Origin of the sequence: Virgibacillus salexigens (assembly GCF_000723585.1) — a bacterium.
GTDB classification, from domain to species: Bacteria; Bacillota; Bacilli; order Bacillales; family Amphibacillaceae; genus Virgibacillus; species Virgibacillus salexigens.
Genome location: NZ_CCDP010000001.1, coordinates 1,937,152 through 1,964,033, shown reverse-complemented (window position 1 = coordinate 1,964,033; position 26,882 = coordinate 1,937,152). Strand labels below are relative to the sequence as shown.

General features: G+C 35.5%; 24 protein-coding genes. 5 read left to right on the top strand and 19 right to left on the bottom strand.

Features of this window, described 5'->3' with window-relative positions:
* Positions 1–112 precede the first annotated feature (112 nt).
* The 12 genes from BN990_RS09140 to BN990_RS09085 all read right to left on the bottom strand — a co-directional run bounded on the left by BN990_RS09140 (position 113) and on the right by BN990_RS09085 (position 12,465).
* Complete coding sequence (locus BN990_RS09140) at positions 113–565, bottom strand: GatB/YqeY domain-containing protein (protein ID WP_021291075.1); 453 nt, start codon at positions 563–565, stop codon at positions 113–115.
* Between the two features lie 15 nt (positions 566–580).
* Positions 581–757 (bottom strand): 30S ribosomal protein S21, encoded by a 177-nt coding sequence (rpsU, locus tag BN990_RS09135; RefSeq protein WP_019377991.1) that lies wholly within the window; start codon positions 755–757, stop codon positions 581–583.
* A gap of 133 nt (positions 758–890) precedes the next feature.
* Positions 891–1,562: a deoxyribose-phosphate aldolase gene (gene deoC, locus BN990_RS09130; RefSeq protein WP_038243718.1), complete on the bottom strand. Its 672-nt coding sequence runs from the start codon at positions 1,560–1,562 to the stop codon at positions 891–893.
* Positions 1,563–1,684: 122 nt separating this feature from the next.
* On the bottom strand, positions 1,685–3,034 hold the full coding sequence (gene mtaB, locus BN990_RS09125; RefSeq protein ID WP_021291073.1) for a tRNA (N(6)-L-threonylcarbamoyladenosine(37)-C(2))-methylthiotransferase MtaB: 1,350 nt from the start codon (positions 3,032–3,034) through the stop codon (positions 1,685–1,687).
* Positions 3,034–3,792, bottom strand: a complete 759-nt coding sequence (locus BN990_RS09120) for a 16S rRNA (uracil(1498)-N(3))-methyltransferase (protein WP_021291072.1) — start codon at positions 3,790–3,792, stop codon at positions 3,034–3,036. The genes mtaB and BN990_RS09120 overlap by 1 nt, the downstream gene beginning before the upstream one ends.
* A gap of 29 nt (positions 3,793–3,821) precedes the next feature.
* Entirely contained in the window at positions 3,822–4,760 is a 939-nt protein-coding gene (prmA, locus tag BN990_RS09115) for a 50S ribosomal protein L11 methyltransferase (RefSeq protein ID WP_021291071.1), read from the bottom strand.
* Between the two features lie 93 nt (positions 4,761–4,853).
* Entirely contained in the window at positions 4,854–5,981 is a 1,128-nt protein-coding gene (gene dnaJ, locus BN990_RS09110) for a molecular chaperone DnaJ (protein WP_021291070.1), read from the bottom strand.
* 194 nt (positions 5,982–6,175) lie between these two features.
* A complete protein-coding gene (gene dnaK / locus BN990_RS09105; protein ID WP_021291069.1) occupies positions 6,176–8,014 on the bottom strand; it encodes a molecular chaperone DnaK in 1,839 nt (612 codons plus the stop codon).
* A gap of 29 nt (positions 8,015–8,043) precedes the next feature.
* Entirely contained in the window at positions 8,044–8,649 is a 606-nt protein-coding gene (grpE, locus tag BN990_RS09100; RefSeq protein WP_021291068.1) for a nucleotide exchange factor GrpE, read from the bottom strand.
* Positions 8,650–8,750: 101 nt separating this feature from the next.
* Positions 8,751–9,782, bottom strand: coding sequence for a heat-inducible transcriptional repressor HrcA (gene hrcA, locus BN990_RS09095; protein ID WP_021291067.1), 1,032 nt, complete (start codon positions 9,780–9,782; stop codon positions 8,751–8,753).
* Positions 9,783–9,937: 155 nt separating this feature from the next.
* The gene (gene hemW / locus BN990_RS09090) at positions 9,938–11,098 is read right to left on the bottom strand and encodes a radical SAM family heme chaperone HemW (protein WP_021291066.1); all 1,161 of its coding nucleotides are present in this window, start codon (positions 11,096–11,098) and stop codon (positions 9,938–9,940) included.
* Between the two features lie 452 nt (positions 11,099–11,550).
* On the bottom strand, positions 11,551–12,465 hold the full coding sequence (locus tag BN990_RS09085; RefSeq protein ID WP_021291065.1) for a class I SAM-dependent methyltransferase: 915 nt from the start codon (positions 12,463–12,465) through the stop codon (positions 11,551–11,553).
* A 654-nt stretch (positions 12,466–13,119) separates the two neighbouring features.
* Here BN990_RS09085 and BN990_RS09080 point away from each other — a divergent pair.
* From BN990_RS09080 to BN990_RS09070, 3 genes are read left to right on the top strand one after another with little or no spacing between them, the layout of a single operon-like run.
* Positions 13,120–14,541, top strand: coding sequence for a spore germination protein (locus BN990_RS09080; RefSeq protein WP_051739072.1), 1,422 nt, complete (start codon positions 13,120–13,122; stop codon positions 14,539–14,541).
* Positions 14,542–14,577: 36 nt separating this feature from the next.
* Positions 14,578–15,666: a GerAB/ArcD/ProY family transporter gene (locus BN990_RS09075; RefSeq protein ID WP_038243703.1), complete on the top strand. Its 1,089-nt coding sequence runs from the start codon at positions 14,578–14,580 to the stop codon at positions 15,664–15,666.
* Complete coding sequence (locus BN990_RS09070; protein ID WP_038243699.1) at positions 15,663–16,778, top strand: Ger(x)C family spore germination protein; 1,116 nt, start codon at positions 15,663–15,665, stop codon at positions 16,776–16,778. The genes BN990_RS09075 and BN990_RS09070 overlap by 4 nt, the downstream gene beginning before the upstream one ends.
* Before the next feature lie 333 nt (positions 16,779–17,111).
* Here the strand turns inward: BN990_RS09070 and lepA are convergent, their stop codons facing one another.
* From lepA to gpr, 4 genes are all read right to left on the bottom strand, one after another.
* Positions 17,112–18,920, bottom strand: a complete 1,809-nt coding sequence (gene lepA, locus BN990_RS09065; protein ID WP_021291061.1) for a translation elongation factor 4 — start codon at positions 18,918–18,920, stop codon at positions 17,112–17,114.
* 299 nt (positions 18,921–19,219) lie between these two features.
* Entirely contained in the window at positions 19,220–19,543 is a 324-nt protein-coding gene (locus BN990_RS09060) for a hypothetical protein (protein ID WP_021291060.1), read from the bottom strand.
* Positions 19,544–19,555: 12 nt separating this feature from the next.
* Entirely contained in the window at positions 19,556–20,716 is a 1,161-nt protein-coding gene (spoIIP, locus tag BN990_RS09055) for a stage II sporulation protein P (protein WP_031335496.1), read from the bottom strand.
* 108 nt (positions 20,717–20,824) lie between these two features.
* Positions 20,825–21,934 (bottom strand): GPR endopeptidase, encoded by a 1,110-nt coding sequence (gpr, locus tag BN990_RS09050; RefSeq protein WP_031335495.1) that lies wholly within the window; start codon positions 21,932–21,934, stop codon positions 20,825–20,827.
* Between the two features lie 205 nt (positions 21,935–22,139).
* On the opposite strand from gpr, the gene rpsT reads away from it, so the two are divergent.
* On the top strand, positions 22,140–22,406 hold the full coding sequence (gene rpsT, locus BN990_RS09045) for a 30S ribosomal protein S20 (protein ID WP_038243695.1): 267 nt from the start codon (positions 22,140–22,142) through the stop codon (positions 22,404–22,406).
* Between the two features lie 45 nt (positions 22,407–22,451).
* On the opposite strand, the gene holA is transcribed toward rpsT, so the two are convergent.
* The gene (holA, locus tag BN990_RS09040) at positions 22,452–23,477 is read right to left on the bottom strand and encodes a DNA polymerase III subunit delta (RefSeq protein WP_038243693.1); all 1,026 of its coding nucleotides are present in this window, start codon (positions 23,475–23,477) and stop codon (positions 22,452–22,454) included.
* Positions 23,478–23,797: 320 nt separating this feature from the next.
* Here holA and BN990_RS21870 point away from each other — a divergent pair, with 320 nt between their 5' ends.
* Positions 23,798–23,932, top strand: coding sequence for a YqzM family protein (locus tag BN990_RS21870; protein WP_021291055.1), 135 nt, complete (start codon positions 23,798–23,800; stop codon positions 23,930–23,932).
* A gap of 85 nt (positions 23,933–24,017) precedes the next feature.
* Here BN990_RS21870 and BN990_RS09030 read toward each other — a convergent pair whose 3' ends face one another.
* Together BN990_RS09030 and BN990_RS09025 are read right to left on the bottom strand one after the other, a co-directional pair.
* Positions 24,018–26,297 (bottom strand): DNA internalization-related competence protein ComEC/Rec2, encoded by a 2,280-nt coding sequence (locus BN990_RS09030; RefSeq protein WP_038243690.1) that lies wholly within the window; start codon positions 26,295–26,297, stop codon positions 24,018–24,020.
* Between the two features lie 4 nt (positions 26,298–26,301).
* On the bottom strand, positions 26,302–26,874 hold the full coding sequence (locus BN990_RS09025; RefSeq protein WP_021291053.1) for a ComE operon protein 2: 573 nt from the start codon (positions 26,872–26,874) through the stop codon (positions 26,302–26,304).
* Positions 26,875–26,882 lie beyond the last annotated feature (8 nt).

The following is a 26,882-nucleotide window of genomic DNA, read 5'->3' as shown; positions in this document are numbered from 1 at the left end:
CACCTAATCTTACCATAAGCCTATCTATATTGATACTAATGGCAATAACTTAAGCGTTTTCTTAGATTTTATTAAAAAGCCCCTAATCAATGTATTGATTAGGGGCTTTTAATTATTCGTTACTTAACTGTTTTTGTACAAGTTTATTAATTTGAGAACCATCTGCTTTACCTTTTACTTTAGGCATAATAGCGCTCATTACTTTTCCCATATCTTTTTTAGAAGTGGCATTGACTTCTAGAATCGTTGACTGAACAACTGCCTCAAGCTCTTCATCAGTAAGCTGTTTCGGCATATATTCTTGCAAAATATTGATTTCGTTTTCTAGTTTTTGAACAAGATCTTCGCGTTCAGCTGATTTGAATTCTTGGAGGGAATCTTTTCTTTGTTTAACTTCTCTAGACAATATTGTAATTTCTTCGTCTTCGGATAATGATTCTTTACCAAGCTTAATCGCTTCATTTTGCAACGAAGCTTTTACCATGCGAATAACACTAAGCGTATCTTTGTCTTTATTCTTCATCGCTTGTTTCATATCCTGATTCAATTTTTCAAGTAAAGTCATGCGTTTGCACCCTCTTTAGAATTTACGCTTTCTAGCAGCCTCAGATTTCTTTTTGCGACGGACACTTGGTTTTTCATAGTGTTCACGCTTGCGATATTCTTGTAATGTACCGCTTTTTGATACACTACGCTTAAAGCGACGAAGAGCATCTTCAAGAGACTCGTTTTTACGAACGCGAGTTGTATTTGACATGCTAATTTCCCTCCCTCCGAAGCACAAAACAGATTGTACTAGCATATGACATACTTTCCACATGCCTTTTTAAAGTATAATATAATCCTTTATTTTGGTCAACTGATATTTTCAAGCGTCTCTCAAGTATATATTAATAATCAGAGTCGCTTTTCACTCCTTGTAAAATGGAAACCCCAGCACTTGCACCTATACGAGTTGCTCCCGCTTCAATCATTGCTTTTGTGGTCTCAAGATCACGAACTCCTCCTGAAGCTTTCACACCCATATCAGGTCCAACTGTTTCGCGCATTAAACGAATATCTTCAACTGTAGCTCCGCCTCCAGAGAAACCGGTTGATGTTTTAACAAAATCAGCTCCTGATGCTTTAGCTAATTTACAAGCACGGATTTTCTCATCATTAGAAAGTAACGATGTTTCAATAATTACTTTGGAAAGCGCTTTGCCACTTGCAGCATTTACTACTTGTTCCATATCACTTTTTACTGCTGCATCATCTCCGGATTTCAAAGCTCCAACATTTATTACCATGTCCACTTCTGTTGCACCATCTTTAATCGCTTGTTTCGTTTCAGCTACTTTTACCTCCGTAGAAGTAGCCCCTAGTGGAAAACCAATTACTGTACATACCTTCACTGAAGTATCTTTTAATTCTTCATAGCAATATGGAACCCAGTATGGATTAACACATACAGAGGCAAACTCATGTTCTTTTGCTTCATTAACAATTTGAGTAATTTTGTCTTTTGTAGTTTCCGGTTTTAATTGTGTATGGTCAATATATTTAGCTAAATTCTCAATCATTAGTATCTTCCTTCCTACCTTTGTTGTACGTACCTCTTGTATCATAGCATGGAATGGGGAAAAAATCTATGATCTCTATTTTAATCAATAGGAAAACCCGGTCATCCATGGCCGGGTTTTGATTAATTTGCTGCTTCTGAATAGACGATATCGTCAAGTACACGGACAAAAGTACCTTGATTAATAGGATAACCAGCTTTGTTTATTTTTACTCGAACTAGCTTACCAATCATATCAGGATTTCCTTCAAACTCTACTTTTAAATAATTATCGGTATAACCTATTAAACGATTTGGATTCTCATCATCAGTTGAATGTTCCTCAGGAATAACCTCTAAAACTTCATGATTGTATTGAGATGCATATGCTTTGGCTAATTGATTCGATAATTCGATTAATTGATGAACCCGTTGATTTTTGACTTCATCATCAATTTGATCACTCATACGGGCTGCCGGTGTACCTGTCCGACGTGAAAATGGGAATACATGCAATTCAGAGTAACCAATTTCCTTTATATATTCATATGTTTCATTAAACTCCTCATCTGTTTCTCCAGGGAATCCAACAATAACATCCGAAGTAATTGCTAAACCAGGTAAAGCCTGTTTTAACTTCATAACTTTTTCTTTATAATAAGCAGTCGAATATTTCCTACGCATTCTTGCCAACACAGAATCAGAACCTGATTGCAAAGGAATATGCAAATGTCTTACAATCTTTTTAGACTGATCCATCACTTGGATAACTTCATCTGTAATTTGGCTCGCCTCAATAGATGAAATTCGGATACGTTTTAAACCACTTACTTTTGTCTCTAAGTCACGTAATAGCATGGCAAAATTATAATCCTTCATATCTTCGCCATAACCCGCTGTATGAATTCCGGTAAGAACAATTTCCTTATACCCAGCATCAACAAGCTTTTGAGCTTGAGCTATGACATTTTCCGGCTCTCTGGAACGAAGCAATCCACGTGACCATGGGATGATGCAGAAGGTACAGAAATTATTACAGCCCTCTTGAATTTTTAGAGAGGCTCTTGTTCGATCTGTAAATTCTGGTACATCCATCTCTTCGAATACTCTGTTTTTCATAATATTTGAAACACCATTAATTGGTTCTTTTGATTTTTTATGTTCTTCGATATAACCAATCATGTTTTTTCGATCTTGTGTACCTACTACTACATCTACACCAGGAATCTCCATGATTTCACCAGGCGATGTTTGAGCATAACAGCCAGTTACACACACAATAGCATCGGGATTCTTTCGGATCGCTCTTCGTATTACTTGTCTACTCTTTTTATCCCCAGTGTTCGTAACTGTGCACGTATTAATGACATACACATCAGAATCATGATCAAAATCAACGCGTTCATAACCATGATCCATAAACATACGCCAAATACCTTCAGTCTCATAATGATTAACCTTACAGCCCAACGTGTGAAATGCTACTGTTGGCATTAATTACACCTCATTTCTTCAAAATGATACGAAATACAAGCAAGCGCATATAAGGATGCTGTCTCTGTACGTAATATTCTTGGTCCTAGACGAATTGCCTGAAAGCCATTATCTTTAAGTGATACAGCTTCTGCTTCTGTAAATCCGCCTTCTGGCCCAATACAAACGAATATACGCTGTTGTTCTCCTACCTGTTTTAAGACACTACTTAAAGAATGATATTCACTTGTTTTAGCTTCTTCTTCATATGCAAAAACTTTAAAGTCATAGCTACTGGCTAGATCAATAAGTTCTGATAATGATTGATTTGGATAAATCATTGGTACTTTGTTTCTGTGACTCTGCTCACTAGCTTCCTTTACAATTTTGCTCAATCGCTTTAATTTTTTATCCTGACGTTTTTCATCCCATTTTACAACGGAGCGACTCGCTTGAAAAGGAATAAAATTGGAAGCTCCTAGTTCCGTCCCTTTTTGGACAATCATTTCCAGTTTATCTGCTTTCGGAAGCCCTTGAGCAATTGTTACTTCAACAGGTAATTCTACATTCTGATCTAACCACTCTACAATATCAACATATACTACATTATTATCCAAAATAGTAATCTTACAAATTGCTGCATGTCCATCAGGGTGACTGCATATAATCTGATCGCCAACCTTGAAGCGCATCACACGTTTGATATGATGAACATCATCCCCAATGATTTTTATCGTTTGCTCACTCCATGTTGCAGCAGGAACAAAATATCTTTGCACTTACACCACCTACTTTTGGAAAAATAACACTACACTTTTTGGGCTACAATAGATATCCATTCTTCCATTTCATTCATTTCGACAATCTGAAACCCTTGACTCTCTAGTTCTGTTTTTACGAGTTGTTTTTTATTTTGAATTATTCCAGAAGTGATAAAGTATCCACCCGGTTTTAAGTTATTCCATGCTTCTTTCACAAAACGTACGATAATTTCAGCCAAAATATTAGATACAATAACATCCGCTTCTATATTGACGTTATCTAGTAAATTATTCTGCTTCACCTGAATCTGTTGATCAAGTTTATTTAATTTCGCATTTAAACCGGTACTCTTCACCGCCACATCATCTAAATCATATGCGTATACTTGTCTTGCACCAAGTAATGCGGAAGCAATACTAAGTACTCCTGAACCTGACCCGACATCAATTACTGTGTTGCCATCAGCCAGAAATTGTTCTAAAGCTTGAATACTCAACACCGTCGTTGGATGCGTACCGGTTCCAAATGCCATACCGGGATCCAGCTCAATAATTACTTCGTCCGTGTCTACAGGAGTATACTCTTCCCATGTTGGTATAATGGTAATATGCTTTGATATTTTAACTGGTTTATAATATTTCTTCCACGCTGTTGCCCATTCTTCCTCATGAACTTCACTTAGGGATATATGATTTCTTCCTAAATCAATATCATATAGCATGAGATTATTAATTGCTTGCTTAATCTCATCAACCGTTTCACCTAAAAAACTATTTACTGGAAGATATGCTTTAATATACACACCTTCTTCCGGATACTCATCTGGATTTAATTCAAAAACTTCCCCAAATGTTGTTGGATGCTCTCTTTCCAAGTCCATCGGGTCTTCAATTACAAGCCCACTTGCTCCTGTTTCATGGAGAATATTGGAAATAGGCTCGATTGCTTCATTCGTAGTGTGAATACAGAGTTCAGACCATTTCATTATGGATCCACCCATTTCTTCATTAATCAATTATCTTCTTACTATTGAATGTTTGTTCATTAAATTATGTAAACGGTGGGATAATCCGCACCGTTACTCGCTTTTAAATGCTTTCTTAAACCGTTCAAATAAAGAACTATCTTGTTCATCGGTAGCTTCATTCCCACCAATTTCATTAAATTCCCGTAACAATTCTTTTTGACGATCACTTAAGTTTGTTGGTGTCATTACCTTCACTTTAATATGCTGATCTCCATAACCATAGCCCCGAACATTAGGAGCACCTTTGCCTTTCATACGAAAAGTTTTACCAGTTTGTGTTCCCGCAGGTATTTTCAGTTTAACTTTCCCATGCACAGTTGGAACTTCGAGTTCATCACCAAGTGCAGCTTGCGCAAATGTTAACGGAAGCTCGCAAAAAATATGGTCACCTTCCCGTTGATAGAATTCATGAGGGTTTATTTGTACAACCACAAATAAATCTCCTGGAGGCCCTCCATTTACACCTGGTTCACCTTTTCCTGTTACACGGATTTGCTGTCCTTCGTCAATACCAGCTGGTATCGTAATATGAATCGTCCTACGCTTTTTGACTTTTCCTGATCCGCCACATGTATTACATTTCTCTGGAATGATCTTTCCTGTTCCATTACAGTGGTGACAAACCCGACGATTTACCACTTTACCAAATGGTGTATTTTGTTCCGTATTTAGTTGACCTGAACCATTACAATGGGAACATGTCTTTGTTTTTGTTCCAGGTTTTGCCCCAGAACCAGAACATGTGTCACATGTTTCCTCTTTAGGAAGGGTAATGTCCGTTTCCTTACCAAAAATCGCTTCTTCAAAATCTAACACCATTGTATACTGAAGATCAGCACCTTGCTGTGGCGCATTTGGATCGCGTCTACGTCCACCGCCCCCAAAGAACATATCAAAGATATCACCAAAACCGCCACCGAAATCTTGGGCTCCGCCAAAGCCACCGAAACCTTGGCTTTGTGCACCTGCATGACCAAACTGATCATATTGTGCCCGCTTATTTTCATCCCCTAATACTTCATAGGCTTCTTTAGCTTCTTTAAATTTATCCGCAGCGCCTTCTTCTTTATTTGAGTCTGGGTGGTACTTCTTTGCTAACTTACGATAAGCCTTTTTAATTTCGTCCTTAGATGCATTCTTTTCAACACCAAGCACCTCATAATAGTCTCGTTTACTCACTTGTCAATCACTCTCCCGATACACACTTTTGCATAGCTTCTATCTTACCACCATCTTAACCATCGTGGCAAATGATCATACAAACCAATAAACGTGTAAAAAAGTCAAAGCCAAGAGGATCCTGACTTTGACTTTTTTGTTTACAGGATAAGGAAACTAGGAATCCTTAATATGGTGATATCCTGTTATCGCGTTTATTTTTTATCTTTATCTTCTTCATCATCTACTTCTTGATAATCAGCATCAACTACATCGTCGTCATTACCTGAACCATCTTGTGATTGCTGAGCTTGTTGCTCTTGTTGCATTTGCTCATACATTTTAACAGAAAGCTGTTGTACTTGTTCTTGTAAAGCTTCTTTCTTTTCTTTTATTTGATCTAGGTCATCAGCTTCAATTGCTTTTTGTAATTCTTCTTTAGCTGCTTCTGCTTTTTGTTTTTCTTCATCTGAAACATTGTCGCCTAAATCTTTAATCGTTTTATCCGTTGTAAAGATTAATTGATCTGCTTCATTACGAAGTTCAACTTCTTCACGACGTTGCTTATCTGCTTCCGCATTTTCTTCTGCTTCTTTTACCATACGGTCTACTTCATCATCAGAAAGGCCAGAAGAAGATTTAATCGTAATGGATTGTTCTTTATTTGTACCTAAATCTTTAGCACGAACATTTACAATACCGTTTGCATCAATGTCGAATGAAACTTCGATTTGTGGTACTCCTCTTGGTGCTGGCGGAATATCTGTTAGCTGGAAGCGACCTAATGTTTTATTATCGGCAGCCATTTCGCGTTCACCTTGAAGCACATGAATATCTACAGCAGTTTGGTTATCCGCAGCTGTTGAGAATACTTGTGATTCACTTGTTGGAATAGTAGTATTACGCTCAATTAATTTTGTTGTTACAGAACCCATTGTTTCAATCCCTAAAGATAATGGGGTTACGTCAAGAAGAACAACATCTTTTACATCACCTTGAAGAACGCCACCTTGAATAGCAGCTCCTAACGCAACGACTTCATCAGGGTTTACTCCCTTTGAAGGGTCTTTACCGATCATTTTTTTGATTGCTTCTTGTACTGCTGGGATACGTGTAGAACCACCAACAAGAATTACCTTATCAATATCACTAGCTGATAAATCTGCATCAGATAGAGCATTGCGGGTTGGAACCATTGTACGTTCAACTAGATCAGAAGAAAGTTCTTCAAACTTAGCACGAGTTAGGTTCATTTCTAAGTGTAATGGTCCTGCTTCACCGGCCGTAATAAATGGCAATGAAATTTGGGTTTGGGCTACACCGGAAAGATCTTTTTTCGCTTTCTCTGCAGCGTCTTTTAGGCGTTGAGCTGCCATTTTATCTTTAGAAAGGTCAATTCCATTTTCTTTTTTAAACTCTTGTACCATATGATCAATAATAACATCATCAAAGTCATCTCCACCAAGACGATTATCTCCAGCGGTAGAAACTACTTCAAATGTACCGTCACCGATATCTAAAATAGAAACATCAAATGTACCTCCACCTAAGTCGTAAACCAAGATCGTTTGGTCTTCATCTTCTTTATCAATGCCATATGCAAGTGCAGCAGCAGTTGGCTCATTAATAATACGTTCTACTTCTAAACCGGCAATCTTACCAGCATCTTTTGTTGCTTGACGCTCCGCATCGTTAAAGTACGCAGGAACAGTAATAACAGCTTTGCTTACTGGTTCACCAATATAGTCCTCTGCATATGATTTAATATGCTGTAAGATAATCGCAGAAACTTCTTGTGGAGTAAATTCTTTATCTTCTATCTTCACCTTATAATCGGTACCCATATGACGTTTGATTGATTGAATCGTGTCTGGGTTTGTAATTGCTTGTCGTTTTGCTACTTCACCAACTTGACGCTCACCGTTTTTAAATGCAACTACAGATGGGGTTGTACGATTTCCTTCTGGGTTAGGAATTACTACAGATTCTCCACCTTCCATTACAGCCACACAGGAATTTGTTGTACCTAAGTCAATACCAATAATTTTACTCATCATTATTTCCTCCTTAACTACCAAACCAATTATTTATTTACTTTAACCATTGCTGGTCGGATAACACGGTCTTTTAGCTTATACCCTTTTTGCAATTCTTCTACGATTGTATTTGAGGATTTTTCTTCATCTTCCACTTGCATCACTGCATGATGTAGATTAGGATCAAATTCTTCACCTACTGTGTCGATCTCCTCAACTCCTTGTGAAACAATGGCTTCCTTCACTTGGTTATATACCATCGTAATGCCATCAATTAAACCTGCATTTTCATCTGTTTTTTCAACCTGCAATGCTCTTTCAAAGTTATCTAAGGCAGGTAATAATTCTTGAATCAAGTCTTGAGATTTATATTTACGGTCCGCTTCTTTTTCTTTCAACGTCCGCTTCTTATAATTATCAAACTCCGCTTGAATTCGAAGGACACGCTGTTGCAGTTCATCTTTTTCCTTTTGTAAAGCATCTACTTTTGATTGCAATTCTGAGACTTGTTCATTCTTGTCAGCCGTATCGTTCCCTTCATTGGAATCGATAATTTCAATAGTTTCATCGGCTTCTGCTTCCTTCACTGTTTGACCATCCGCTTTTTCCTCTTCTTGCGTAGCGGATGTTGAATGCTTATCCTGTTCTTCCACGTCTGACACCTCCATTTTAAAATAACCATCATTCACTATAACATGTCATGCTGTCGAAAGAAACAATACGAATTACAGCAAGACGGTATAAAACCAATTATTTATCCATTGTTTTTATACCACATATATAATGCATCTGTCATTTCATGAGAAAGAATATTTAATAACGAAATTACTCTCCGATATTCCATCCTTGTTGGTCCTAGTAAAGCGATCGTTCCCATTTGACCTTCTCCAAGATGATAAGCAGCAGTAATTAAACTAAAGTCTTTAATCGCATCCACATCATTTTCTTGTCCAATGGAAACCTTAATTCCGCCATTTGATTGCTTTAATAGATGTGCTATTTTATCCTCATTTTCAATCATTGAATAAAAGGATCTTATTTTATCAACATCATTAAATTCTGGCTGCATGAGCATGTTTGCTTTTCCGCCAATATATAATTTGACAGGATGCTCATGAAAAAGCACTTCATTCAAATATTGATAGGATTTTCCTATGTCAGAAACATACTGATTTAACATCGATACAATCTCCGTATTAAACTTATCCGCTAATTGAATAATCGGTACTCCTGACAATTGGTTGTTAAGAATGTTAACCAACTTTTCTAAATCAGAAGGGTTAATCTCAGTCGGAATAGTAAAGGATCGATGTTCAACATGACCAGTATTTGTAACGAGAATAGCTACCGCAGTATTTGAAGATAATGTTATAATTTGCAATTGTTTCAGCTTTGTCTCAAAAATTTCAGGACCAAGAATGATCGATGTATAATTCGTTAATTGTGATAATACTTCCGCCGACATTTGAACAATTTGTTCAAACTCAAAGAAGCCGTCATTAACAATATGCTTAATGACATCTCCATCTTCATGTAAAATACTAGGTGAAATCAAATGATCCACATAATATCTATATCCCTTTTCTGAAGGAACACGACCTGAAGATGAATGTGTTTTCTCAAGAAATCCCATATCCTCTAGGTCAGCCATTTCATTTCTAATCGTGGCAGCACTATAAGGAATATCGTCTTTTTTTGATATAGCACGTGAGCCAACAGGGTGCGCCGACTCGATGAAATCATCAATAATGACCTGTAAAATCAATAACTGCCTTTCTGTTAACATGATGATCACCTCTGTTAGCACTCATCCCTCTCGAGTGCTAATGCTATTATTAAAGTACCAAATCCACTTTTTTTTGTCAATGAAATGAATTCTACATTTATACTCACACGAGAGCATAATAAAATAGCCTGTAAAGGACAGACTATTATTATTTCTTAATTCATATCCGCAACTTCTTCCTCCAGCAAGAATCTCTCAAATACTTCATTCGCAAGCAACTTGCCATCCTCAGTTAGTTGAAGGTAATCGCCAGCTTCTTTTAACCAATCTTTTCGTTTGAGCTCATTAATGGACGATGCATATAATCTACTAGGAGGAAAACCAAACTTACTCGTAAATGCTCGCTTACTGACCCCTTGCATTTTACGTAAACCTAAAAACATTTCTTCTTCTATTTGTTCCTTTTCACTTATAGGATCAACATGTAATACAGGCTTCCCATCAGCTATTGCTTTTTTTATATATGCGGGTAAAGGCCTAATATTACCATATCTTTCACCTGGTATATATCCATAAGCTCCAGCTCCGAAACCATAATAGAATTTATTATCCCAATACGTAAGGTTATGCTTGCTTTCAAATCCTGGTTTTGCAAAATTACTTATTTCATATTGATTTAATCCATGTTTTTTTGTCGTATCCTTTAATATTTGATACATCTCTACCTCTTCATCTTGCGCAGGTCGATGAAGCTTTCCTTTTTTATGTCGTTGATAGAACACCGTTTTGGGTTCTATTTGCAAAGCATATGTTGACAAATGCGGAAGTCCAAGTGCCATCGCTTGATTAAGTGATGCTTCAAAATGTTTAATGGTTTGCTTTGGTAACGCATAGATTAAATCTGTACTAATATTTGTGATTCCATTGTTTTGCAATAACTCAATAGTCTGATACACATCTTTCACTTTATGCAGTCTACCTAACTCTTGTAACATTTGATCATCAAAAACTTGGACGCCTAGCGACACTCGATTCACACCGTAAGATTTTAATAATTTCACTTTATCTTCGGTAAAATCCCCCGGATTTGCTTCAATCGAAAATTCCCCACAACGGGATATGTCAAATTTTTGTTTGATAAACGAAAGCAAAGCATCTAACTGGCTTACCGTTAGTGCGGTTGGGGTTCCTCCGCCAATAAATATCGTTTTTACATCGTTTCCATTCTCCGTTACATAAGCATTGATCTCGTGTTTCAATGCCTCAATATAATCATCAGCAAGTTTCTCGTTATAAAAAAACTTTGTAAAATCACAGTAGTGACAAATTTGCTGACAAAATGGGATATGAATATATACAGATTGAATTGCATTCATATTATTGCTCCTTCCAAACATGGAAAAAGGGAAACTGCTATATTTTCTATTAAACAGCTCTCCCCTTCTTTTTCAGATAATAATCATTCATTTTTAATCATGCCATAAAGATTTCTTATTTCAAAGGTATATTCTTGTGTATTTTATTATAACAAGTTGCAATTATCAAGTATGGTTACACCAACGTTTTAAAAGTGTTTAATTAGTGAATCGAATTTAAATGTATCTTGCTTTAATTATAATTACCACCTATTTGAGGTCGGCAGGGTAGAATCATATTAGTTTTGAATTTTACTGTCCTTATAAATACCTTTTAAATTTATTCTTCCTTATTATAAAACAAAATCGAGATTGTGGAGTACTTATGAATAAATAAAATATATAAACCTTATAAAAACTTACCTCCCAATCTTAAAGAAGATTAGGAAGTAAGTTTTTATTAACCTAAACTATTACTTTTTTACAGCATGGATGTAATGAATCGTTTCGAAAGCAGACAAATAGTCAGTACGATTATGAAAGAATCGATGATTAATCGTAACAGGCGATAAATGTTCATAAATGAGTAAACCTGCGTCTGCTAACACTTCCTCTATTTCCTCATACGTAAAACACGATTTCATTGGCTCACCACTAGCCGAAGCCATTTGAATCATATTTTGAACTCGATTAGACATTCCTTTTTCTTTAAAAAGTTTATCATCTCCATAATCAAAAACTAGAGAGCTTCCTGATGGAACTTTGGTAAATAATTTATTTATCAAGTTGGCATTTTCCTCTTGTGTTAAATAATAAGAAACTCCTAAAAGACTAAAGAAAGTTTTTTGGTTATCAAACCCTTCATCTATTAGATTTTGATAGGAAAACTTTTGGGTGAAGTCCATAGGAACAAAATGAAGATTACTAGGGATGTTGAAATTAGCTTGATCCAGCTTTTTCTTTTTAAATGCCTGTGTAGCTGGATAATCAATTTCAAATATTTCTAAGCTGTTTTTCAATTCTGGGTGACGGAAACAAATAGTATCTAACCCAGCACCAAGTATGACATATTGTTTTAATCCTAACCTGACTTCATTAAGTAATACATTTTCACAATATGCCGCTCGTGCCAATGGCGTTGGAGAAAGTTGAACCTGAGTAATCCATTTTAATATTTCATCTGTATTACCTTCGAACTTTTGCGCTATTTCTTTATTGAAGAACTGTATGCCTTGGACCATATTGTCTTTGATGTCGTTACATTCTTTTTGCGAAAATAAATCTTTAGCTAAATAATCATCAAAAATCTTAGGTGTATCGAATTGACTATGGTAAGCTCGACCAAAAGCTGCTACTAATGAAGTTAAGCTCGACTCATCTTTTTTCATTCAACAACACTCCTTCATTTAGAGCAATAAAAATAGGATTCACCTGGCCAGGAGAATCCTATTATATAACGTGTTATTCAGAAAGTAAATTATAGCATAAATAAATTATTTTGTCAAGTACTTTAAGATGACAGAAATTAAATAATAGAAAAAGCAAGTGGATAAGGAGGATTTATGGAAAAAGAGTACATTGGTAAATGTGATTTATGCTGCGACAGAATTTACTTCAGAAGTGGTTTTTTATATGGAATTATTCAAAGTAACCATGTGCTGATTTGCTTTTCCTGCCAAGAGAAAAACGAATGTCAAAGGAAGTGAACATTGTGTTATTTCACTAGGTTGTACTTTAAAAAGAACAAGAAGCACCCATTAAAGATATTCGGAAAAGATTAGATCCTAGCAGAATTCCTTACTCTTGTTCATCTTAACAATAATTGCTTTCTTTCTGAGCTAAGCTATTTGGCAAAGTTTAAGTTTCTTAAATTTGATTTAAATCCTTTACTCATTATTGGGGCGGGATTGTAGAACAACGGTAAAAACTCCTCCTAACAATATCAATTTATCTAAATTGTAACACACGTATCCCCCTTCGTATATTAAAGCTATTTTTGTACAAACTGACAAATAAATGTATTTATATTAAAGGAGCCTATTATGCCCTCAAAACGCCCTAGTTCTACTTATGACATAAATATTAAAGTAGACCTGATTAAAAAAGCAATGTTCCAGTCAGATGATATTAAGACAAGAACACTATACATTCAAGAAATGCAATGCATTTGTATATATCTAGATTCAATGGTAGATAAAAGTTCTTTTGAAAAAAATGTGTTTGATCCGATTCTTCATTTTTTCAACTCAGAACATCTTAAATTAATACATAAAAGTGATATTTTTCATAGGATTTCCTCCATTATTCAATCTGCAGAAATTAAAACCGAACAGAAAACACAAGATATTGTGCAATCCTTAAAACATGGCAACCTCGTTCTGCTAATACCAGGAGAAAAGAAAGCGATCATCATACCAGTACCCAATACACAAAATCGTGCAATAGCAGAGCCGGAGAATGAAAAAATAATAAAAGGACCACGTGATGGTTTTACCGAAGATCTCAATACCAATGTTTTTCTGCTTCAAAAAAGAAATAAACACGAGAACCTAGTAATCAAAAATTTCACAGTGGGGAGGAAGGCGCAAACCGAAGCAAGGTTATTGTATATTGAAGACTTAGTCGACCATGAGGTATTGAAAGAAGTCATAAGAAGGATACGTAATATTAAAGCGAACAAAATACAATCTTCCGGTGAGTTAGAAGAGCACATCGAGGATAACAGCTATACGGTTTTTCCACAAGTTTTGACTACCGAAAGACCTGACAGAGCTCAGGCTTATTTATCAGAGGGGAAAATAGTATTAATTCTGGATGAAAATCCACAAGTGCTGGTATTACCTATCACCTTTTTCAGCTTTTATCAATCACCAGATGACTATAATAACCGCTGGTTCTTAGGTACTTTTTTTCGTATTATTCGTTTAGTAAGTTTCATCATTGCCATCATTCTACCTTCGCTCTATATTTCTGTTGTATCCTTTCACACCGAAATATTGCCACTCGGTTTACTATATGCATTGAGAGTACAAACCGAGTTTGTTCCTTTAACACCTTTTTGGGAAGCTATTACTATGCAGGTTGTTTTGGAGTTATTAAAAGAAGCATCGATTCGACTTCCGTCACCTATCGCACAAACAATTGGAGTTGTAGGAGGATTAGTGATTGGAACAGCAGTTGTAGAAGCCGGTCTAGTTTCCAATGTAATGATTGTAGTTATCGCATTAACTGCCATAGCTTCTTTCGTTGCTCCCGTTAATCAAATGGGGACTGGAGTTAGATTACTCGCTTTTCCATTTATGATTTTATCTAATACATTTGGGTTTTTAGGACTAACTGCATCGTTCACGCTCCTAATCATACATTTATGTAAACTAAAATCTTTTGACAGACCTTATTTCTATCCATTATCTCCACTTGATATTAATGGTATCAAAGATTCATTTGTGAGATCCAAAAAATAAATCTAATAAATGTCACTTTATAGAAAGGGAATTTAAATGAGTGCAGCGGAACCTATTACAAAATCACAATTATTCTTATTACTTATTCAAGTTCAAATTGGTTTTGGTATCCTTTATCTACCAAATACCTTACAGCAAACCGCAAAATCAGATGGATGGATATCCATTATTCTAGCTGGATGCACTGTACAATTAGTAATTGTGTTGTATTGGTTGTTATTAAGACGTTTCCCTTCTTTATCATATTTTGAATTAACTAAAAAAATTCTCGGTGCACACTTGGGATACATTTTTAATGTAATCACATATATATACCTCATACTGACTTCAACCTATATTTTAATTGCATCGAGTAAATTAGTTAAAAATGTATTACTAACATTTTCGCCTCACTGGGCAATTGGCTTTCTACTGTTAGCAGTATGTATTTATTTGTGCAGCAGCAACCTGCAAATTATTGTAAGGGTATTTACTATATTATCTGTATCCATTATGTTTGTCATCTTGCTATCGTTTCTATCTTTTTCATTACCAATAGAAGTAATGAATTTAACACCAGTTGGGAGTTCCGGCATGTCGAATATAATAAAAGGGCTTAAAGAATCTCTTCTTGCATTATATGGTTTTGAAATCATTTTATTTCTTTATTCAAGTGCAAGACACAAAGGGAAAACATTTTTAAAAGTTATTACATTTTCTAATATTTTTGTAGTAGCGATAACTGTATATCTAACCGTAATTGCTTTCGTCATATTAAACCCAGCAATGATTAATCAATTAAAACTTCCGATCGTATATATGTTTAGGCCCTTACACTTTAATATGATCGATCGAATTGACCTTATCTTTTTACCTTTATGGAGCATTCCTGTTGTAATGTCGATTGTAGTGTATATCTATTTTGCAAGTCATTGGAAAACCACCGCTCCTAAGAAGAATAACTACTTTGTGTATATCAATGGCGCGATCGTTTATGTTCTTTTTCTATTAGCTAGTAAATCAGACCAATCTTTTGAATTATATGCTAAGTATCTTAACTCAATCAGTTATGTTGTTATATTTATGATTCCATTCATTCTATTACTATTCTCCTACATATTGAAAAAAAAGGAGCATCCATCATGAAAAAATTCACTATAGTTGTCTCTTGCATTTTCATTCTACTATCGATGACCGGGTGCTGGGATCAGACCAATTTAAACAAAAAAAGAATCATTAATGGAATCAGCTTTGATATCGATGAACAAAATCCTGAAAACATTCAAGGGGCTGTCCGGGAATTGAACCTTCGCGGCAGTGGTGGTGGGCAATTTGATTTGTCTGATGAAATAATTGAGGCTGATGGAGTAAGTGTTTCTAAAATCAATAACGAATTAGTAAATAAAATTTCTGGAGATATGGATATCAGTAAGGCTTTTTTGGTATTAGTTGGAGAAGATCTTGCAAAACAAGAAAGTATATCCTCTTTATTTGAACCCATTGTTAGGTCCAAACAAGGGTATTTAACATCTAAAGTTGCTATTACTAAGGGGAAGGCAAGCGAAATTTTGTCACTCCAAATAAGTAAAAGTCCTATTGCTTTTTATATATTAAACTTATTTGAAAATGCGGAAAAAGAAACGCATATACCTAAAGCTAATACCTTTACACTTTGGAGTGAAGTAGTAGATAAAGAAAAAGATGCAATGATCCCTTATATTCAAAAATCTGACTTAAATCGTGTAGAGTTATTAGGTACAGCACTATTTAAAAATGATTATTATACTGGCGAGGTATTATCAATAGACCAAACCTCTCTTGCATTATTTATGCAAGGTAAAATCGAGAAGCCTCCCGTAATGCAAATCACTAACGACAATGAAAAAACAGATGAATTTAGTGTTTTCGTAGAAAAGGTTAAGCAGAAGTCAGATTTAACTGTTGATAAATCATCTGGGAAGGTGCAGTTAACGATTAAAGTGGATTTATACGGTAGACTCCAAAGTCTGGCAGGCTCACCAAAGAAAGTGACCAATCAAGAATTAGATAAAAAAGCATCAACATTCTTAACTGAAAATGCAAAGGAAGTGACAGAAATTATAAAGGAAGCACAAAGCGATATATTAGCGATCCAAAAACAACTAAACTCAAAGTACCCAGATTTTCTTAAAAATCACGAATGGGAAAAAGTGTATAAGGAAATCGAGATTACACCTGATGTTAATATGCATATTCAGAGTTCATCAAATTTAAAATGATGGTTCACCGTACATTTCTCACTGATGGAACACCCTATTTAAACGTCGCGCTGAACACCCGCTCTACAATTTGTTTTTTAAGAGCATCCTGAATCCACAGCCACAGTTATTTGACTGACTTTTTTTATCCCATTAAAAACATCCAGAAAAGATTAGGTCCCTAGCAGCTTCCTTACTCTTGATACCTACCTACATCTAAAAAAACATGCGTAATCAAACAGTGGACATCTTCAAAAGGATGGTGAGTGAAAATAAATAGCTCTGCCACCCAATATTTAATTACGGTGGCAGAGCATCTATTATTTGGTATCAATGTCTGTAAGAAGCGCTGATTTAATCATCATTCATTTCTAATACTGCCATAAAGGCTTCTTGAGGAACTTCGACAGAACCTACCATTTTCATCCTTTTTTTACCTTCTTTTTGTTTCTCCAATAGTTTACGTTTACGTGAAATATCGCCACCATAACATTTGGATAAAACATTTTTTCGCATCGCTTTAATGGTAGATCTGGCTACGATTTTATTCCCGATGGCAGCTTGAACAGGAACCTCGAATTGTTGTCTTGGAATTAGTTCTTTCAATTTGTCGACGATGTGCTTTCCTCGTTCATAAGCAAAATCACGATGTACAATAAAGGAAAGTGCGTCAATGGTATCTCCATTCAATAAAATATCCATTTTTACTAAATCAGAGGAACGATAACCAATTATATCATAATCAAAGGAAGCATATCCTTTTGTTTGTGATTTTAGTTGGTCAAAGAAATCATAAACGATCTCAGATAAAGGAATATGGTAGGTAATATTGACACGGATTTCATCTAAATATTCCATATCGATAAATTGTCCGCGTTTTTTCTGACATATTTCCATTACCGACCCAACGTAATCATTCGGAACCATGACTGTAGCTTTCACAAACGGTTCTCTAACATCTTTAATCTGTTGCGGATCTGGCATAACAGAAGGATTGTCTATCGAAATAATTTCGTCATTTGCCTGCTCCACTTCATATATTACACTCGGTGCTGTTGTAATTAATTCGATATTAAATTCTCTTTCAATACGTTCCTGAATAATTTCCATATGCAAAAGACCTAAGAACCCACAACGAAAGCCAAATCCTAATGCCTGTGACGTTTCGGCCTCGTATTGTAGTGAGGAATCATTTAACTCCAGTCGCTCCAATGCTTCTCGAAGGTCATTGTAGTTTTTGGCATCGACCGGATAAAGTCCACAAAAAACCATTGGATTTAAACGTTTATACCCAGGTAACGGTTCGGCAGCTGGACAGCTCGCTAATGTAATTGTATCTCCAACCCTGGAATCACCCACATTTTTAATGGATGCTGTTAAGTAACCAACATCGCCAACAGTTAATTCATGTTTACGAATTGGTTTTGGACTAAAAACGCCCAATTCATTAACTTCAAATTCTTTTCCAGTAGCCATCATTTTAATTTTATCCCCTACTTTAAGTGATCCTTCTTTAATACATACATAAGCAATGACACCTCTGTAAGGATCATATAAGGAGTCGAAAATCAAAGCCTTTAATGGGTCTTCCGTGTCTCCAGTAGGAGCTGGTATGTCTGTGGTTATTCTTTCTAGAATCTCTTCGATACCAATATTTGATTTTGCCGAAGCGAGAATGACATCGTCTTTATCTATACCGATAACATCTTCCAATTCTTGTTTTACTCGTTCTGGGTCTGCGCTCGGCAAATCAATTTTATTTATTACTGGGATAATTTCTAAATCATTATCTAAAGCTAAATAAACATTTGCTAACGTTTGCGCTTCAATGCCTTGAGCTGCATCAACTACAAGAATTGCACCCTCACATGCAGCAAGACTTCTCGAAACTTCATATGTAAAATCGACATGTCCCGGTGTATCAATAAGATGGAAGATGTAATCCTCACCATGATTACTTTGATAATTTAATTGAACTGCATTTAACTTGATCGTAATTCCTCGTTCTCTTTCTAGATCCATCGCATCAAGCAATTGATCTTTCATTTCTCTTTGTGTAATTGCTTTCGTTCTTTCTAATATTCGATCCGCTAATGTAGACTTGCCATGATCGATATGTGCAATAATCGAAAAATTACGCACGTTTCTTTTGATTTTTGCCATTAGTGATGTTCACTCCTACTTACTTTTATCAGTAATTTGGTGATAAAAGTGTTAAATTATCAGCGACAATGACTAGCATTGATTATAGCAATAGAAGCATGGATGTTCAAGAACAACGACGTTACTTACAACAACGAATAAAAAGTTGGGATGAGACATCACTTAAATTGTTACCGGTCGAAGTGACAAATATGAGCTGCTAAAAACCGAAAAAAACTCTCTAAAATAGCAGATGTTATTTTTGATCTGTCTACTTTGAAGAGAGCATATCACTTTTATCTCTGCCTCGTTTAAACTCATTAGAAGAACAGTTGCGAGATTTGATAGAGAACCTCTACAATAACTTCATATAGCCCCGTTACACCAGCTTCAATAATGGAAGCTGTTTTTTCCGTTACAGGTGATGGCCCATCGGTTTCCACAGTTCCATCAGCCGTGGTTTTGTTGGTCGTTCGTTGTACCACCTCCTCTGACTCTGGTTGATTGGAATCAGAATTTGCTTCAGATGGTAAACTCGCCATTTCTATATCATCTGTATTTTTTTCTGTATGACCATTTCCATAGACAACCCCAGTTAAAAAACATACAGCAAGTAATAATAGTACGATTAAAGTTCGAGCCATTTCCCATACCTCCTATGAAGCTGCATTCACTTCTTCAGCATTCCAATACATTTCACTAAAGACTTCTGCAAGAGCGTCTGCCGAGCGATAAAGTTCATCCAGATTATTCTCCACTCCACCAAATTCCAGTAGTAGCGCATTATTTGAAATATCCTGATTAAAAATTCCATTTGTTAGTTCACCCTTTTTGGGTAGAACTCCTCTACTTAAACCTGGATATCGTTCTTCTATCATGTAATGTAATTCAGTAGCTAACTCAAGATTCCTTTCATAGGATTCATGTTCCGCGCCCACTACGATCATAATCCTTGCATAGGATTGTCCGTTGATTTCTTTGGTCGTCTTCTCTCTTCCGATTGAATCTCGATGGATGTCAAATGCATATTGAATATCTTTATTTGTTGAAAAGGCCTCAGAAACTACTTCTCGTGAAGCTTCATAGGATTTTCCATAATCCCATCCCTTTTTATTTAGTTCTGCCATAATATCTGTATGATCAACAGCTGTTCCAATTCCCTTAGTTTGTAATGTTTTAGCTAACCGCTCACTTACTTTTGTAATATTTACTTCTTTATGGTGTGCATGATTAGGATCGGTTACATCTGGTAGATGCGGCAAAAACGACTCACGGTTATGAGAATTATATAGGAATACTACATTTTTATTACCAGTAGTAGGTTCATTTTTACTTTCTACGCTTTCCTGTGATTCTTTTTCTTCATCATCATTAATGACTGCTTGCCTATCTTTTAAAACCTCTTTTAATGGTGGGGAGGATTCAAACGGGAGGTTTGTATAATTCGTCCCTTCCCCAGCAATTAAGATTTGGTTATCAAATGTTGAAAAACCTGGTAATTCATTTCCGATGAGGCTTCTTGGATCATCTGGTTTAACACTTGTAGCTAGTTGAAAGATAGTAGATGAAAAATCAGGAAAAGATTGATCCTTTGTAAAAGCTTGTTGGAAAGCGTGATTTTCTAACCCTAGTAAATATAAAAAAGTCGCACTGTTTATATCACTTGTCCAACTCGTTATTATTCCAGAGGATAACCGATATGCCGGCTTAACAGTTGTTATTAGACCAATTAATATACAAACGATAATTAAACCTGCAATGTAGATACCACTTCTTTTATAAAACAGGTTTACGCCGCTTTTGAGTTTCACGTTCATGGTTCCACCCTTTCCTAATTTCACGACTTCTTTATAGTTCACTCTATGTCGTAAAAATAGAGACTAGAACCAAATCTCTTAAATAATTTAAGACGTGATAGAGAAATACTACCGAGAATAGGAAGTAAAATTATCAACATCCACGGTTTCATGTAGCGCTGCATTTATCCCATTTGCAACAACACTTGCCATATCAACCATAAATCCGTCTACTTCTTTTGGTGTAACCATTAGATTATGCCCTAGTGGAGTTAGTACTTCAGTAATTAGTTTTCTCTTTTCTTCGTCTGGTAGAGTTCCAACAATCCCCATAAAGGTTTGACGCTTTTCTTCATTTGGTAAATCCTCATCTGTTAAACGTTTGTCTCCAAATGATAAGCCTGCAGGTGTTAGTGACTTAGAAGGATCATCTTTTTCCTTCCACTCTCTACCAAAATGTTTTAACAAGAAATCAATTGTGTCACTAGCAATGGTCACAGCATCAACGACAGTTGGCACACCGATAGCAATTACAGGAACACCCAATGTTTCCTTACTAATCTCTTTACGTTTATTACCTACCCCAGAACCTGGATGGATACCTGTGTTAGAAAGTTGAATTGTCTCATTCACACGCTCAATAGAACGAGAAGCTAATGCATCAATACAAATCACAAAATCAGGTTGATATTTATCCACAATTCCAAATATAATGTTACTCGTTTCGATCCCCGTTACTCCCATGACACCAGGAGTTACTGCTGCTACTGGGCGATATCCATCAGATACTGATTCATGCTCCATCTCAAATAAATGGCTGGTTACTAAAACTTTTTCAACGGACATTGGACCAAGCGCATCTGGTGTAACATTCCAATTACCTAATCCTACGATTAGACCTTTCCCTTCAATTGGTATATCGTTATTTTTAATAAGTTCTTCTAACTCTTTGGCTAACACCTTTGCCGCTAATTCTTGTCGCTTTGTATCCTGTCGTTTGACACCATCCGCATGGATCGTAATATAGGATCCAGGCTTCTTTCCTAATAAATCAGCTCCTGTCTCATTTATCTCAACATAAGAGATTCTAATCCCATCTTGTTCTCTCTCCTTTATGGTTACACCCTTCACTTTCTGCTCATCAGGGTTTTCTTGCTGCTCAACATACATATCCTTTGCTTCTACTGCTAAATCTGTCCTTACTTGATATGGAACTAACTTGTCATTATTCTCATTCATCGTTTCATCATCCTTTCCGAAAGATACTAATAATAGCGTTAACAAAATATCGAAACTCATACATTTACGGTTAAAGCTATTGAAAAGGTTCCTTTCGTTTGGTAAAATGTCTCTTGTCCAGAGACAAAATGTAATCTGTTTCACTTTAGGATAAAACAAATACATTCGATATTTGTGATGATGTTTTTTAGGAGGTGAAGGAACAATGGCTAATATTAAATCTGCAATTAAACGTGTTGAAACAAACAGCAAAAAACGTTCAAACAACAATACGAAGAAAACTGAAATGCGTTCTCAAATCAAGCATGTTGAAAAATTGATTGCGTCTAAAGATAAAGAAAATGCGAACGCTGCTTTACAAACTGCTATCAAATCAATTGATAAAGCTGTTCAAAAAGGAATTATTCATCAAAACACTGGAAACCGTCAAAAATCTCGTTTGGCTCAAAAAGTGAACCAGCTTGGTGCATAATCATAAAAACGATCCTTCGAAGGATCGTTTTTTATTTAAAACACATTAAGCTGTTTTCCCATTGATTAATTGATAAAGTAAGATTTCAAAGGCTAGATCTTTTTCCATTGTACCTCTTTTTAAAGTAGCATCTGCTTCAGCCAATTGCGTAATGAAGTATTCCAACGTTTCGATAGTAAAATTTCGTTCGCGTTGCATGGCTATCTTAATAACATATGGATGCACTCCGAGTTGTTTTTGCATATGGGATTGACTATATCCTCTTTGCTTCAATAATTTCACACGAAGAATGGTTCGAAATTGAAAAGCTAGTAAACCTATTAGTGCAATTGGTTCTTCTTTCATTTTTTCCAAATCTTTATAAATACTTATCGCCTTATATAAGTCTCGATTCATTACTGCATCAACGAGTCTAAGCGAGGAATCAGTAGTAGTATGGGATAGTAAATCATCCGCAACCTCTTTTGTAATTACCCCATTTTCACCAACAAACATTGCCAATTTTTTTAATTCCGTTTCTAATAAATTCAAATTAGTTGAAAGCTCTGATTCGAGCATATCATACACATTATCTTCAACAGTCACTTTCATTTGATCAGCAAGTTGATTGATCCATGTCTTCAATTCATATTCTTTTATGGGATTACAAATAGCAACTGTTCCTTGTTTTTTTAGCAGCTTGGTTATTTTCTTTCGCTCATCGATCTTTTCATATGGAGCAATGAGAACAAGTACAGAATATTCAACTGGAGATTGAAGATATTGCTGCAATACTTCTAATTTATGCTCAAAGGAAAGCTTATCTGGTTTTGCTTTTAAAAATGATGCATTTGTAGCGAAGATTAGTTTACGTTCACCAAAAAAAGGGTAGGTTTCTGCATCAGCAATAACTTCCTGAATGGGTGTTTCTTCTAAATCATATGTGGACAAATTATCTGTTTCTTCTCCAATTACAGCTTTTGTTAAATATTTCTTTAGGTTCTGTATAAAATAATATTCATTTCCATAAATTAAATATACCGAAGCTATGTTATTCTTTTTAACTTGTTTAGCTACATCTAAGTATGACATGCCATTCACTCCAACTATTTTCTTTAACTATATATAATGGTAAAGCGCAATTCAAAGAATGGCAAGGAATTTAAGAGAGGGAAAGAGAGGAAGCATCTCTCTTCCCTCTCCAATCTATATCAACGCCTGACTCACCTGCCCTAGAAACAGCTGACCAAGCGATATTTGGATTTACCTATAGATTTTCCTTTCTAAGTAAAAAGTATAGATGTTAAGTCTTTCTAAATTTGGGATGATTCATCTTTGACGAAAAAATAACTGCAAGTATGGATTTTTTTAATTATTTAATTTATACTAATGGTGATATAGGAGGGGTTTTTGTGAACGAATTTGAAAAAGAGATTCAATCTAAAAATAATGACGTTGTAGATTCCATTAAAGGCTTTGCGTTCTCCTTTATTTTCTTTCTCGTAATATTTGCTATTGGAGTAATTGTCAGTGTAGCCGGTTCATAATTCCCAAGTTCATTACATAAATGAACGTAGTAAAGAGACTGTTATACAGTCTCTTTTTATTATGTTAAGCGATGATGATATATTCTTATGGCAAAACTTGAAAGAATGTTCCTTTATTTGCTTTAAAATGATATTGAACAGCTCCATGACGATCGGTTCGAAGTATTGACATATCATGTGATTCTAATAGTTGAATCACCTCTCGGGCTGGATGACCATACGTATTATTTTTTCCGACGGAGATTAATCCGATATCTGGTTTCAGCTGGTCTAACATTTGCTTATCTGAAGATGTTTGACTACCATGATGAGCAATTTTTAAAACATCAACGGTTAAGTTTGGATAAGTATGAATTATTTCTGCTTCTTCATCTTTGCTAATATCGCCTGTAAATAACCATTTTTTACCCCCTAGCTCTGTATACAACACTAATGAATTCTCATTTGGTGAGGACTTGTCATTAGTTGGAGATAAGACATGAAAGACAAGGTTTTTCATTTTTATCGTATCTCCACGTTTCACCCTATATAAATTTATTTTCGAATTAGAAACCGGCAGATTCCCTTGATCGTAAAAATCACTAATTATTATTGACTTCACTGTAAAGTCATGGAGAATAAACGGAATACTCCCCATATGATCTGTATCTTCATGACTGATAAAAATAGTGTCAATAGATGAAATTCCTTTCGCATGCAAAAATGGTTTAATCACTTGTTTAAAAACGGAATTCGTTGCTTTTTGATCATTAAAGGAAAAGGTTGCACCTGCATCAATCATTATTACACCTTTTCGGTATGGCATTTCAATGACAAATGCATCCCCTTGGCCGACATCCAACATTGTCACGGATCCCCAAGGAGAAAAATAAGGTCTTGATGCATCACTAACAAGGATAACAACAAGTAAAAACCCGTAATAGAAAGCTGTTGCTTGTTTCTTACGCTCTATAAACTGCATAAACCTAATAAATGTAAGGTAGTACATTAGGATTGCAAGAACAGATAAAGGTCCAATTACAAATGGGTAATTGAAGTAGTGATCAATGATCTCAAGGAAATTTATAAATATAGAGTGAATGGTTACAAATGAATGATCAAAAAATGATTGAAGCAACGATATTGGTGAAGTAATAAGCAATATAAACATAGTTGGAATAACAAAGAGTGTGAAATAAGGAACAATGATGACATTTAAAAGTAAGGATAACGGTTGGAATGTGTAGAAATAATAAAATTGCAAGGGGAGAATCGTCATTTGCGCAACAAAACTAATCCATAATAGTTGGCGAATTCTTGATTCATCTCTTGCGATAACACGCCTTGATAACAATAAACCAAATGTTACAGAAAAGGAAAATTGGAAACCAACATGATAGATAATTGTATTATTAACTAAGATGAGCAAGAGAAAAATCATACTTATTACATCTGTAGTATTAATTCTCCATTTTAATTTCATTATAACAATAACGAGTAGAGTCATTAAACAGGCGCGCCATACAGATGGTTCTCCGCCTGCTAAAATGGCATAAACCGGCAAACCTAACATCATGATCCAATGAGCTGTTTCTTTCGTTGTTACATTCATTTTAATAAAAATAAAATACAACATAGAGATTACTAAACCGACATGCAATCCTGAAATAGCTAAGAGATGACTAAGTCCCCACCTTTGAAATAAATCAATCGTTGTATCATCTATACCAGAGTCATCGCCTAAAACCAGAGCACGAACCCATACAGCGGCATCTTCACTGATATGATGATCAATGTAGCTAAGTAATTGCATGCGAAATTGAAAAATATAATGTAAGATCCCATCTGTCTTCCGACAGTTTACATCATCTAAATTAGACAGTGTTGCTTCGTAAGCAATCCCTTTTGTCTTTAAAAATTTAGCGTAATCAAATTGTCCAGGATTTGTTGCAGTGTTAGGTAATTCAATTAATGTATCGATCGTACATTCTGCTCCAAACTGCAGTTCTACCAAAGGTTTCAATTCATCCTGGCCGGAGTGGAAATACGTAATAGCAATACTGAAAGGAGAAGCTTTTTCTTGGAAAGTAAATGATATCATTTCTGAGGTTTGGTTGATTGGAGAGATAATTTGACCAGATAGAATTCTACGTTCATTTAGAGGTTGGTTCACTGGATTTAACATAACGTCCAGTTGTGGGATGTAGAAGTAAAAAAAGATAGTGGATAGGAGAGATAGCATAAGTGGTAATGCAGCTATCCTCCTCCTATAAAATAAAAACATCAAACTTATAAACCAAACTACGATGATACTAAATTGTTCGACGAATACAGCAACGATGCTCACAGTAGCTGCAAGCGCTGGATAGTGCCAATTTCCGCTCACAGCCTCACCTTTTGCTTAAATCAAATAATTGGGTAGCCTTCTTTTTCCATGCTTCTAATTCGCTTGTATCTATATCTGTAGTTTCCAATTTACGAAAAAGCTCCTGAATATATATTTGTTTTTCGGTATAAGCGGTATCAACAGCCAAGTAGTTTAGCTCTACTTTTTTCGTTGTCACACCTGCTTCTTTAAATAATTGAATAGCATATTCATGGTTATGATAATCTTCTGCATAATACACCGTACGAATTCCTGCTTGAATTAGTTGCTTACAGCATTGTAGGCAAGGAAAATGTGTAACGTAAATATCAGCATTCTGTGTAGGAACACCAAATTTTGCACACTGTAATAATGCATTTGCTTCTGCATGAATTGTTCGTACACAATGGCCGTCAATGACATAGCATCCTTCATCAATACAGTGAACACTGCCAGAAACACTGCCATTGTAACCACCAGCTATAATGCGTTTTTCCCTAACAATTGTAGCGCCTACCATTAGTCTAGTGCACGTGCTGCGAAGTGATAATAAGTGACTTTGCGCCATAAAATATTGATCCCAAGAAATACGTTCCATCCTCTATT